2 protein-coding genes are annotated in these 13,898 nt (G+C 73.7%); both read left to right on the top strand.

Going from position 1 to position 13,898, the window contains the following annotated elements; all coding sequences use genetic code 11:
- Nucleotides 1-10,876 (top strand): type I polyketide synthase (locus tag ACFZCP_RS45520; protein WP_391443061.1); only part of this gene is annotated, 10,876 nt, incomplete at its 5' end.
- Between the two features lie 114 nt (nucleotides 10,877-10,990).
- The coding region (locus tag ACFZCP_RS45515; protein ID WP_391443059.1) for a beta-ketoacyl synthase N-terminal-like domain-containing protein at nucleotides 10,991-13,898 on the top strand (2,908 nt) is incomplete at its 3' end.

Raw genomic sequence — 13,898 nt, 5'->3', positions numbered from 1 at the left:
GGAGTCGGTCGCGGCGCTGCTGGAGAGCGTTCCGGAGCTGAGCGCGGTCGTGCACACGGCGGGCATCGAGCGCTCGGCCGCCCTCGCCGATCTCGGTGCGGACGCTCTCGCCGAGGTGCTGGCGGCCAAGGTCGACGGCGCGAGGAACCTGCACGAGCTGCTTGCCGACACACCGCTGGACGCGTTCGTGCTGTTCTCGTCGATCGCCGGCGTGTGGGGCAGCAGCGGCCAGGGGGCGTACGCGGCTGCCAACGCCTACCTGGACGCCCTGGCCGAGCACCGCCGGGCTGCGGGTCTGCCTGCTACGGCGGTGGCGTGGGGCCCGTGGGGCGGTGGCGGCATGGTCGCCACCACCGAGCAGGCCGCGCTGCTGCACCGCTGGGGCCTGTCGACGATGACTCCGGCGGTGGCGGTGGTGGGCCTGGCCACGGCCCTGGAGCGTGGAGACGGGAACGTGGTCGTCGCCGATGTGGACTGGGAGCGGTTCGCGGGCACCTTCATGGCGCAGCGGCCCAGCGCGTTGCTGGGTGAACTGCCCGAGGTACGTGCCGCGTTCGAGGTCACGTCGGCGCAGCAGGGATCCTCGGCTCTGGCGCAGCGGCTCGCCGGCCTGGACGAGGCCGAGCAGGAGCGGCAGCTGACCGACCTGGTCCGGTACGAGGCGGCCACGGTCCTCGGCCATGTCTCGGCCGACGCCTTCTCCGCCACACGTGCCTTCAAGGACCTGGGATTCGACTCGCTGACGGCGGTGGAGCTGCGCACCCGGCTGAGCGAGGCCACGGGTGTCGCTCTGCCCGCGACCCTGGTCTTCGACTACCCGACCGCCGCCGAACTGGCCGTGTATCTGCGCGCCGAACTGTCCGGCGCCGGCGTGGACCTCACTTCCGCGGCTCCCGCGGCCGTGTCGGGCCTGGCGGACGAGCCGATCGCGATCGTGGCGATGTCCTGCCGGTTCCCCGGTGGCGTGTCGAGCCCCGACGACCTGTGGCAGGTGCTGCTGTCCGGCGGCGACGCGGTGTCGGAGTTCCCGGCCGACCGCGGCTGGGACCTGGACGCGCTGTACGACCCCGACCCGGACTCGGTGGGGACCACGTATCTGCGGTCGGGCGCGTTCCTGTCGGACGTGAGCGGGTTCGACGCGGGCTTCTTCGGGATCTCGCCGCGCGAGGCGCTGGCCATGGACCCGCAGCAGCGGCTCCTGCTCGAGACCTCCTGGGAACTGCTGGAGCGCGCGGGCATCGACCCCGCGTCGCTGCGCGGCGAGCGCGTCGGCGTGTTCGTCGGCTCGAACGCCCAGGACTACGGGCTGGTGGTGGGCACGGCCGCCGAGGACGTGGGCGGCTACATGGCGACCGGCAACGCGGCCAGCGTGGCCTCCGGCCGTCTCTCGTACACGTTCGGCTTCGAGGGGCCGGCCGTGACCGTGGACACGGCGTGCTCGTCGTCGCTGGTCGCGCTGCACCTGGCGGTGCAGGCCCTGCGCGCCGGTGAGTGCGAGATGGCGCTCGCGGGCGGCGTGACGGTGATGTCGACGCCGGGTGCCTTCATCGAGTTCAGCAGGCAGCGCGGCCTGTCGGTGGACGGCCGCTGCAAGGCGTTCGCCGCCGCCGCCGACGGCACCGGCTGGGGCGAGGGCGTCGGCATGCTGTTCGTGGAGCGGCTGTCGGACGCCCAGCGCAACGGCCACCAGGTCCTGGCGGTGATCCGGGGTTCCGCGGTGAACCAGGACGGTGCGTCGAACGGTCTGACCGCGCCGAACGGCCCCTCGCAGCAGCGAGTGATCCGGCAGGCGCTCGCCAGTGCGGGGCTCGCCCCCGCCGACGTGGACGCGGTCGAGGCCCATGGCACCGGCACGAAGCTGGGCGACCCGATCGAGGCCCAGGCCCTCCTGGCGACGTACGGCCAGGACCGGCCCGAGGACCGGCCGCTGTGGCTCGGCTCGGTGAAGTCGAACATCGGTCACACGCAGGCCGCCGCGGGTGTGGCGGGTGTGATCAAGATGGTGATGGCGATGCGGCACGGCGTCCTGCCTCGCACGCTGCACGTGGACGAGCCGTCGCCGCACGTCGACTGGACCGCCGGTGCGGTGGAGCTGCTGACGCAGGATCGCCCCTGGCCTGCCGCGGACCGGCCGTGGCGGGCGGGCGTGTCGTCGTTCGGCTTCAGCGGTACGAACGCGCACGCCATCATCGAGCAGGCCCCTGTCGTCGAGCCGGCGGAATCTCCGGAGCCGACGACGCACGACGGTGGTCCGGTGCCGTGGGTGCTGTCGGCGGGCGACGAGGGCGCGTTGCGCGGCCAGGCGCAGCGCCTGCTGTCCGTCGTGGACGAGCACGCCCCCGTCGACGTCGGCTATTCGCTCGCCACGTCACGGGCGGCCCTGGACCACCGCGCGGTGGTCGTCGCCGCCGAGCCCGACGGGTTCCGGTCGGCCCTCGCGGCTCTCGCCGAGGGACGGCAGGAGCCCGGTGTCGTGATCGGCGAGGCCGCCCCGCACCGGGTGGGTTTCCTGTTCTCGGGTCAGGGTTCGCAGCGGCTGGGCATGGGGCGTGAACTGGCCGACCGGTTCCCGGTGTTCGCCGAGGCGCTGGACGAGGTGCTTGCGGAGTTCGAGCCGCAGGTCCGTGAGGTGCTGTTCGGCGAGGACGCCGATGCGCTGAACGAGACGGGGGTGACGCAGCCGGCGCTGTTCGCGGTCGAGGTGGCCCTGTTCCGGCTGCTGGAGTCGTGGGGTGTGCGGCCGGACGTGCTGGCGGGTCACTCGATCGGTGAGTTGGCTGCCGCGCATGTGTCGGGTGTGTGGTCGCTGGCGGATGCGGTGAAGGTGGTGTCGGCCCGTGCCGGGCTGATGCAGGCGCTGCCCGGGGGCGGTGCGATGGTGGCGGTCCAGGCGACGGAGGCCGAGGTTGCGGCGGACCTTCCGGAGACCGTCGGTATCGCGGCGGTCAATGGGCCGTCGTCGGTCGTCGTGTCGGGTGTCGCCGCTGATGTGGAGGCTGTGGGCGAGCGGTGGCGTGAGGCGGGGCGGAAGGTGTCCCGGCTGCGGGTGAGCCATGCGTTCCACTCGCCGCTGATGGACCCGATGCTGGACGACTTCCGCGCCGTGCTGGAGGGCGTGACGTTCGAGGCGCCCACGATTCCGATCGTGTCGACGCTGACGGGTGCGCGGGCGACTGCCGACGAGCTGGCCTCGCCGGAGTACTGGGTGCGGCACGTGCGGGAGCCGGTGCGGTTCGCCGGCGCCGTGAGCACGCTGCGGGACGAGGGCGTGACCGCGTTCGTCGAGGTCGGGCCCGGTGGAACGCTGTCCGCTCTCGGGATGGCCAGTGCGCCCGACGCGGCGTTCCTGCCCGCGCTGCGCGCCGACCGGCCCGAGGAGGCCGCCTTCGTCACCACGGTCGCCGCGCTGCACGCGCGGGGCGTGGCGGTCGACTGGAACGCCTGCTTCGCGGACAGCGGGGCCCGACGCGTCGACCTGCCGACGTACGCGTTCCAGCACCAGCGCTACTGGCTGGACGCCCGTCCCGGCGGGAGCGAGGCCGCGGCGGACGCCGACGAGGCGAAGTTCTGGGCCGCGGTGGACAGCGAGGAGGCGAGCGCGCTCGCATCGTCCCTGGGGATCACCGAGGACGGGGCGACCGACTCGCTCCGCGCGGTCCTGCCGCTGCTGTCGTCGTGGCGGCGCCGGAGCCGCGAGAAGTCCGCCCTGGACAAGTGGCGTTACACCGTCGACTGGAAGGCCGTCGGTCACCCGGCGACGAGTCCTCTCCCGGGCACCTGGCTGGCCGTGGCGCCCGCGGGTGACGAACGTGCCGCTGCGCTGGGCAAGCTGCTGGAGGACCATGGCCTGGCGCTCGTCGCGGTGGAGGCCGACGGGGCGGACCGCGAGGGGCTGGCCGAAGCGCTGCGCACGGCCGCCGCGGGTGAGGAGGTCGGCGGCGTCCTGTCGCTGCTGGCGTTCGACGAGTCGCCGCACCCCGACCACCCCGCGGTGCCGAACGGCGTCGCGGCCACCCTCGCGCTGGTCCAGGCGCTCGGCGACGCGGGCGTACAGGCGCCGCTGTGGTGCGTGACGTCGGGTGCCGTGTCGGCGACCGAGGACGACGCGGTCGCCGGGTTCGCGCAGTCGATGGTGTGGGGTCTCGGCCGCGCCGCGGCGCTGGAGCACCCCGACCGCTGGGGCGGCCTGGTAGACCTGCCGGAGACGGTGGACGAGCCGGTGGCCGCACGGCTGTGCGGGCTGCTGGGTGGAACCGAGGACCAGGTCGCCGTACGCGGGACCGGCGTGTTCACGCGCCGGCTCCGGCGCGCCGGGCGGGCCACCGCGGGCCCCGGCTGGACGCCGCGCGGCACGGTCCTGGTGACCGGAGGTCTGGGCGCCCTGGGCGCGCGGGCCGCCCGGTGGCTCGCGGCGCACGGCGCCGAGCACGTCGTGGTGGTGAGCAGGCGCGGCCCCGAGGCCGAAGGCGCCGCCGGGCTGAACGCCGAGCTCGCCGAGCTGGGCGCGCGCGTCACGGTCGCCGCCGTCGACATCGCCGACAGGGAACGGCTCGCCGCCCTGCTCGACGGCCTGGCCGCCGCCGGTGACCCGGTCCGTGCCGTCGTGCACACCGCCGGGCTCAACGACAGCGTCCCCGTCGACGAGACGGACCTCGCGCGCTTCGCCGACGTGGTCACCGCCAAGGTGGCGGGCGCCGCCCACCTGCACGAACTCCTCGCCGACACACCCCTCGACGCGTTCCTGTCGTACTCCTCGATCGCCGGCATCTGGGGCAGCGGCGGCCAGGTCGCCTACAGCGCCGCGAACGCCTACCTCGACGCGCTCACCGAGCACCGCGTCGCGCGCGGCCTGCCGGCCACCGCGGTTGCCTGGGGCCCCTGGGCCGGGGGCGGCATGGCCGACGACGAGGCGCAGCGGCAGCTGTCCCGGCGCGGGCTCCCGGCGCTGCCGCCCGAGCTCGCGGTGGGCGCCCTCGCCGACACGGTCGGCGGCGGCACGGCGAGCACGGTCGTGGTGAACGTCGACTGGGAGCGGTTCGCGCCCGCGTTCACCATCGGCAGGCCCAGCCCGCTGCTCGCCGACCTGGCCGAGGCGCGCGACGCGATCGCCGACCGGGCGGAGGCAGCCAACGGGTCCGGCGGGTCCGGCGGATCCGAGGAGGAGGGCGCCGAGCTGCGCCGCCGCCTCGCCGGCCTGGACGTGGCGAAGCAGAAGGAGCTGGTACGCGGCCTCGTGGTCGCGCAGGCCGCCGCCGTCCTGGGGCACGCCTCGGCCGGCGCGGTGGACCCCGACCGGGCGTTCCGCGAACTGGGCTTCGACTCGCTGACCGCCGTGGAACTGCGCAACCGGCTGGCCGCCGACTCCGGCCTGACCCTGCCCGCGACCGTGGTCTTCGACTACCCGAGCCCCGCGGCGCTCGCCGAACACCTGCTGACGGCGGTCCTGGAACCGCACGGCGGGTCGCTCCCGGCAGCGGACCTCGCCGCGCCGGGCGTGACCGACGAGCCGATCGCGATCGTCGCGATGGCGTGCCGGTACCCCGGCGGCGTATCCGGCCCGGAGGACCTGTGGCGGATGCTGCTGTCCGGCGGCGACGCGGTGTCGGAGTTCCCGGCCGACCGCGGCTGGGACCTGGAGGCGCTGTACGACCCGGACCCCGAAGGGGTGGGCACCACGTACAGCCGCATGGGCGCCTTCCTCGACCGCGTCGCGGACTTCGACGCGGGCTTCTTCGGGATCTCGCCGCGCGAGGCGCTGGCGATGGACCCGCAGCAGCGACTCCTCCTGGAGACCTCCTGGGAGACGTTCGAGCGGGCCGGAATGGACCCGAACGCGATACGTGGCGAGCGGGTCGGCGTGTTCGTCGGCTCGAACGTGCAGGACTACGGCCTCGTCCTCGACCAGGCCGCCGAGGACGTGGGCGGGCACGTGGCGACGGGCAGCGCGGCCAGCGTCATGTCCGGCCGTCTCTCCTACACGTTCGGTCTTGAGGGGCCGGCCGTGACCGTGGACACGGCGTGCTCGTCGTCGCTGGTCGCGCTGCACCTGGCGGTGCAGGCACTGCACCAGGGCGAGTGCGAGATGGCGCTGGCGGGCGGCGTGACCGTGATGTCGACACCGGGTGCCTTCATCGAGTTCAGCCGCCAGCGCGGGCTCGCGGTCGACGGCCGCTGCAAGGCCTTCGCCGACGCGGCCGACGGCACCGGATGGGGCGAGGGCATCGGCATGCTGCTTGTGGAACGCCTGTCGGACGCCCAGCGCAACGGCCATCAGATCCTCGCCGTCGTACGGGGCTCCGCGGTGAACCAGGACGGCGCGTCGAACGGCCTGACCGCGCCGAACGGCCCCTCGCAGCAGCGGGTCATCCGGCAGGCACTCGCCAGCGCGGGGCTCGCCCCGGCCGACGTGGACGCGGTCGAGGCGCACGGTACGGGCACGAAGCTCGGCGACCCGATCGAGGCGCAGGCGCTGCTGGCCACCTACGGCCAGGACCGCCCCGACGACCGGCCGCTGTGGCTCGGCTCGATCAAGTCGAACATCGGTCACACGCAGGCCGCCGCCGGTGTCGCCGGTGTGATCAAGATGGTCATGGCGATGCGGCACGGCGTGCTGCCCCGCACCCTGCACGTGGACGAGCCGTCGTCGCACGTGGACTGGTCCGCGGGCGCGGTGCGCCTGCTCACCGACGAGCGTGACTGGCCCGCCGTGGACCGGCCGTGGCGGGCGGGTGTGTCGTCGTTCGGGTTCAGCGGCACCAACGCGCACACCGTCATCGAGCAGGCCCCCCGGGCGACGCCGGCCGGGACCGACGCCGAGACGCGGCAGACGGGGGGTGTCCTGCCGTGGGTCCTGTCGGCGCGCTCCCCGCAGGCGCTGCGGGAACAGGCGGCCAGGCTCCGCGAGGAATGCGCGCAGGAGGCGGCCGCGCCGGTCGCCGACATCGCCCACTCGCTGCGGTCCCGCTCCACGTTCGACCACCGGGCCGTCGTGGTGGGCGTCGACCGGGAGGATCTCCTCTCCGGCCTCACCGCTCTCGCCGACGGCCGTGAGGCCCCGAACGTCGTGACCGGCGTGGCGGAGAACCGCGGCACCGGCCCGGTGTTCGTGTTCCCCGGCCACGGCACGCAGTGGCTCGGCATGGCGGGGGACCTGATGGAGTCCTCCGCGGTGTTCCGCACGCGCATGGAGGAGTGCGCCGCGGCCCTGGAGGAGTTCATCGACTGGTCACTGCTCGACGCGATCCAGGACGCCGACCTGATGGAACGCCTCGACGTCGTCCAGCCCGCCCTGTTCGCCGTGATGGTGTCCCTGGCCGCCACCTGGCGGTCGTGGGGCGTCGAGCCCAGCGCCGTCCTCGGCCACTCGCAGGGCGAGATCGCCGCGGCCTGCGTCGCGGGCGCCCTGACCCTCAAGGACGCGGCACGCCTGGTCGTCCTGCGGAGCAAGGCGCTGAGCACGCTGTCCGGCCAGGGCGGCATGGTGTCGGTCGCACTCGACGTGGACGGCGCGCGGGAGCTGATCACCCGCTGGGAAGGACAGCTCGCCATCGGCGTGGTGAACGGCCCCGCCTCCGTCGTCGTGTCCGGTGACCTCGCCGCGCTCGACGAACTCGTCGAGGCCTGCGCCGAGAAGGGGGTCTGGGCGCGCCGCGTCCTCGCGGACTACGCCCCGCACTCCCACCACGTCGAACGCATCGAAGGGGACCTCCTGGAGGGCCTCGCGGACGTGGCGCCGCGCTCCGGTGACGTGCCGTACTACTCCCCGCTCAACGGCGGCCTGCTCGACACTCGCGAGATGGACGCCGCGTACTGGTACCGCAGCCTGCGGCAGACGGTCGAGTTCGCCGACTCCGTCTCCGCCCTGGTGGCGGAGGGCTTCACGGCCTTCGTCGAAGTCAGCCCCCACCCGGTGCTCGTCGCCGGCCTCGGCGAACTGGTCGGCGCCGACGGTGTCGTCGTCGGCTCCCTGCGCCGCGGGGACGGCGGCCTGACCCGGCTGACGACCTCGGCGAGCGGCCTGTTCGTCCGCGGCGGACGGGTGGAGTGGGAGACGCCCGGCGGACGCCGGGCCGACCTGCCGACCTACCCCTTCCAGCGCCTGCGCTTCTGGCCCACCACGACGCACACCGCCTCCGGCGACGTCACATCGGCCGGCCTCGGACGCGTCGACCACCCCGTGCTCGCCGCCGTCACCGAACTCCCGGACTCCGAGAGCCTCGTGTTCAGCGGCAGGCTGTCCCTGCGCACCCACCCCTGGCTCACCGACTACCGCGTCCTCGGCGCCGCGGTGCTCCCCGGCGCCTCCTACGTCGACCTCGCGCTGCGCGCCGGTGACCACGTCGGCTGCGCCTGCCTGGAAGACCTGGTACTGGAGACGCCCCTGGTGCTGCCCGAACGCGACGGAGTCCAACTGCGGCTCAGCCTCGAAGGACCGGACGCCTCCGGCAGGCGGGCCTTCACCGTGGACTCCCGAGGGGACGAGGGCGGGGACTGGACCCGCCACGCCACGGGCGCCCTGGCCGCCCAGGCGGAACCCGTCACCGACACGCTCGTCGCCTGGCCGCCCAGCGAGGCCGAACCGGTCGACCTGGACACGTTCTACGCCACCGCCACCACCTCCGGCCTCGACCACGGCCCCGCCTTCCAGGGCTTGAACGCCGCCTGGCGCAAGGGCGACGAGGTGTTCGCCGAGGTGGTGCTGCCGGACGGCCTCGCGGACGACGGCTTCGGCCTGCACCCCGCACTCCTGGACACCGCGCTGCAGGCCGTCGGGCTCGGCGTCGGCTCGGACGGGCTCCCGTTCTCCTGGGCCGGCGTACGACTCCTCGCGACCGGCGCGAGGGCGCTGCGCGTCCGGCTGACACCCGTCGGCGTGGACGCCGTGGCCGTGCTCGTCACCGACGGCACCGGCGAGCCCGTCGCCGCCGTCGACGAGCTGAGCCTGCGGCCCCTCTCGGCCGACCAGCTCAACCTCGCCCGGTCCGCGCACCGCGACTCGCTGTTCGACGTGAAGTGGGTCCCGACCCAGGACGCCGCCCCCGACACCGGCACCTGGGCGGTGCTCGGCGGCGACACGGGCCGTCTGGCCCACGCGCTCACCGCCGCCGGCGAACAGGTCGACGAACATGCCGACCTGGCCGCCCTGCTGGCCGCCGTCGACAGCGGCACGCCCCCACCCCGGTACGTGACCGTGACCCCCGGCGCGAGCGCGACGACACCCCGCGAGGCCACCCACCACACCCTCGCCCTGCTCCAGCGGTGGCTCGCCGACGACAGGTTCGCCGAGTCCCGGCTCGTGCTGCTCACCAGCGGCGCGGTCGCCGCCGGGCCGGACGAGGATGTACCGGACCTGGTGCGCGCTCCCGCGTGGGGACTGGTCCGCTCGGCACAGTCGGAGCACCCGGCGCGGTTCGTCCTCGTGGACGTCGTGGACACGGACGGGAACGAGCAGTCGCTGCGCAAGCTGCCCGTCGCCGTGGCCACCGAGGAACCGCAGATCGCGATCAGGGACGGAGTCGCCACGGTGGCCCGGCTCGCCCGGCTCGCCGCTCCGGCCGACGCACCCGACGCGACGGCCTTCGCCCCCGACAGCGTGGTGCTGATCACCGGTGGACTCGGCGTGCTCGGCGGCGTGACCGCCCGGCACCTCGTCACCCGGCACGGAGTCCGCGAACTGGTCCTGACCGGCAGGCGCGGCACGGCCACACCGGGAGCGCAGGAACTGCGCCGGGAACTCCAGGCGCTCGGCGCGCGGGTCGAGGTCGCCGCCTGCGACGTGAGCGACCGCGACGCGGTTGCCGCACTCCTCGCGGAGCACCCCGTGACCGCCGTCGTGCACACGGCGGGGGTCCTGGACGACGGCGTCATCGAATCCCTCACCCCGGACCAGGTCGACGCGGTGCTGCGCCCCAAGGCCGACGCCGCACACCACCTGCACGAGCTGACCCGGGACACCGGCCTCACCGCGTTCGTGCTGTTCTCCGCGGCCGCCGGTGTGTTCGGCGGCCCCGGCCAGGGCAACTACGCGGCCGCCAACACCTACCTCGACGCGCTCGCGCAGCACCGCAAGGCTGCGGGACTGCCCGCGACGTCACTCGCCTGGGGCCTGTGGGCCGAGGCCAGCGGCATCACCGGCCACCTCGACGACGCCGACGTCCAGCGGATGGAGCGGGGCGGCATGGTGCCGCTGTCCTCCACGGACGGCATGGCCCTGTTCGACGCGGCATGCGCGACCGGGGCCGCGACCGCGGTACCCGCCGCGATCGACCTGACCGCGCTCCGGGCCCACCCGGAGCGGGTCCGGCCGCTGCTGCGCGGCCTGGTGCCCACCCCGGCCCGCCGGTCCGCGCGGTCCGGCGACGGAGCGGTCCCGCTCGCCCAGCGGCTCGCGGGCCTCACCGAGCCGGAGCAGGACCGGGCGCTGGTGCACCTCGTGCGCACGCACACCGCGGCCGTCCTCGGCTTCGCGGGACCGGAAGCCGTCGAGGCGGACCGGGCGTTCAAGGAACTCGGATTCGACTCGCTGACCGCCGTCGAGCTGCGCAACAGGCTCGACGCCGAAGCAGGCTCACGGCTGCCCGCCACCCTGGTGTTCGACCACCCGACCCCCGCGGCGCTCGCGGCCCACCTGCGCACGACGGTCGTCGCCGACCGGGTTTCGCCCGCCGCGACGGTGCTCAGCGAACTGAACAAACTGACGATCACCATGTCCAAGCTCGACCCGAACGACGCGCTCGCCGGGGACATCCGGCTCCGGCTCCGCTCGCTCCTGTCCACATGGGACGAGCAGGAGTCCGAGGCCGCGGCGGACGACCTGAGCTCGGCAACCCTCGACGACGTCTTCGACATCATCGACGAGGAACTCGGAAAGTCCTGATCAGCCAGTACGGACTGGCACCAGCACCAGCCGTCACGGGCTGTCCCCAGGACCAGCCTGCACGGACTCCCATCAACACGGGCACGGACACACACCCAGAGGGGCAGCACGCACATGTCGACCGACGACAAGGTCCTCGACTACCTGAAGCGCCTGACCGCCGACCTGAGGCAGACCAAGCAACGGCTGCGCGAGGTCGAGGAGAAGGCCAGCGAGCCGATCGCGATCGTCGGCATGAGCTGCCGCTTCCCCGGTGGCGCCCACTCGCCCGAGGACCTGTGGCGGCTGGTCGAGTCCGGTGCGGACGCGGTGTCCGGATTCCCCGTCGAGCGGGGCTGGGACGTGGAGTCGCTCTACGACGCGGACCCCGACCACTCGGGCACCACCTACGCACGCGAAGGTGCCTTCCTGCACGAGGCGATGGAGTTCGACGCGGGCTTCTTCGGGATCTCGCCGCGCGAGGCGCTGGCGATGGACCCGCAGCAGCGGTTGCTCCTCGAAACCTCCTGGGAGCTGTTCGAGCGGGCGGGCATCGACCCCACCTCACTGCGGGGCAGCCGCTCCGGCGTGTTCGTCGGCACCAACGGCCAGGACTACGCGACGCTGCTGATGGCCGCCCAGGAGACGGTCGAGGGGTACGCGGGCACGGGCATCTCGGCGAGCGTCATCTCCGGCCGCCTCTCGTACACGTTCGGCCTGGAGGGCCCGGCCGTCACGGTGGACACGGCGTGCTCGTCCTCGCTCGTGGCCCTGCACCTGGCGGTGCAGTCCCTGCACAAGGGCGAGTGCGAGATGGCCCTCGTCGGCGGTGTGACCGTGATGTCGACGCCGGGCTCGTTCATCGAGTTCAGCCGCCAGCGCGGGCTGTCGGTGGACGGCCGCTGCAAGGCCTTTGCCGATGCCGCCGACGGCACGGGCTGGGGCGAGGGTGTCGGCATGCTGCTCGTGGAGCGCCTGTCGGACGCGCAGCGCAACGGCCATCAGATCCTCGCCGTCGTACGGGGTTCCGCGGTGAACCAGGACGGCGCCTCCAACGGCCTGACCGCGCCGAACGGCCCCTCGCAGCAGCGCGTGATCCGTCAGGCCCTCGCCGGCGCGGGGCTCGCCCCGGGTGACGTCGACGCGGTCGAGGCGCACGGCACGGGCACGAAGCTCGGCGACCCGATCGAGGCCCAGGCCCTGCTCGCCACCTACGGCCAGGACCGGGCCGCCGAGCAGCCGCTGTGGCTGGGGTCGGTGAAATCGAACATCGGTCACACACAGGCGGCGGCCGGTGTGGCGGGTGTCATCAAGATGGTCATGGCGATGCGGCACGGCGTACTGCCCCGCACCCTGCACGTCGACGAGCCCTCGACACACGTGGACTGGTCGGCAGGCGCCGTGGAACTGCTGACTCGGTCCCAGCCGTGGCCGGAGACGGGCCGCCCGCGCCGCGCGGGCGTGTCGTCCTTCGGTGTCAGCGGCACCAACGCGCACACCATCATCGAACAGGCCCCGGAGTCCGAGGAGCCGGCTCCCGCCGTGGCGCCCGAGCCGGGCGGACCGGTGCCGTGGGTGCTGTCGGCCCGCAACGCGGAAGCGCTGCGGGAACAGGCCGAACGGCTCCGTTCCGGCGCGCTCGGCGCGCACCCCGTGGACGTGGGCTTCTCGCTCGCCACGACACGAGCGGCGCTGGAGCAGCGCGCCGTTGTCGTCGCGGACGGCCCGGAGGACCGGCTTGCCGCCCTGACCGCGCTGGTGGAGGGCAGGCAGACGGCAGGTGTGGTGACGGGGTCCGCCGTCACCGGCCTGCTGGGTTTCCTGTTCTCGGGTCAGGGTTCGCAGCGGCTGGGCATGGGTCGTGAACTGGCGGCCCGTTTCCCGGTGTTCGCCGCTTCCTTGGACGAGGTGCTGGATCTCCTGGTTCCCGAGGTCCGTGAGGTGCTGTTCGGCGAGGACACGGACGCCCTGAACGAGACGGGGGTGACGCAGCCGGCGCTGTTCGCGGTCGAGGTGGCCCTGTTCCGTCTCCTGGAGTCCTGGGGTGTCCGCCCCGATGTGCTGGCGGGTCACTCGATCGGTGAGTTGGCTGCCGCGTATGTGTCGGGTGTGTGGTCGCTGGCGGATGCGGTGAAGGTGGTGTCGGCCCGGGGTGCGCTGATGCAGGCGTTACCCGAGGGTGGCGCGATGGTGGCGGTCCAGGCGACGGAGGCCGAGGTTGCGGCGGACTTGCCGGAGACGGTGGGTATCGCGGCGGTGAATGGGCCGTCGTCGGTCGTCGTGTCGGGTGTCGCCGCTGATGTGGAGGCTGTGGGCGAGCGGTGGCGTGAGGCGGGGCGGAAGGTGACGCGGCTGCGGGTGAGCCATGCGTTCCACTCGCCGCTGATGGACCCGATGCTGGACGACTTCCGCCGGGTGCTGGAGGGCGTGACGTTCGAGGCGCCCACGATTCCGATCGTGTCGACGTTGACGGGCCGGGCGGCCACGGCCGAGGAGCTGGCGTCGCCCGAGTACTGGGTCCGTCATGTGCGTGAATCGGTGCGGTTCGCCGACGCGGTCGTGGCACTGCGCGAGCAGGGCGCAGAGGTGTTCGTCGAGGTCGGGCCCGGTGGGACGCTGACCGCTCTCGGCCTGGGCAGTGCGCCCGACGCGGTGTTCCTGCCCGCGCTGCGCGCGGACCGGCCCGAGGAGACCGCGCTCGTCACCACCGTCGCCGCTCTGCACGTGCGCGGGACAGCGGTCGACTGGGCCGCCTACTTCGCCGGCAGCGGAGCCCGTCGGGTGGATCTGCCGACGTACGCGTTCCAGCGTGAGCGCTTCTGGCTGGACGCCGCGCCTGTCGGCCAGGGCGTTGGGCGGATGTCTCCGGTGGAGGCGCACTTCTGGGAGGCCGTCGAGGACGGCGACGTCGCGGACTTCGCCCGGACGCTGGATGTGTCGTCCGACGATCCGTTGAGTGCTGTGCTGCCTCGGTTGTCGGCGTGGCGTAGGGAGCAGCAGGATCGGTTCACCGCTGATGAGTGGCGGTATCGGGTCGAGTGGC

It is taken from the genome of Streptomyces sp. NPDC007971 (assembly GCF_042958635.1).
Classification (GTDB): Bacteria; Actinomycetota; Actinomycetes; order Streptomycetales; family Streptomycetaceae; genus Streptomyces.
The sequence above is the reverse complement of the archived record's forward strand: the minus strand, read 5'-3'. Positions and strand labels throughout refer to the sequence as shown.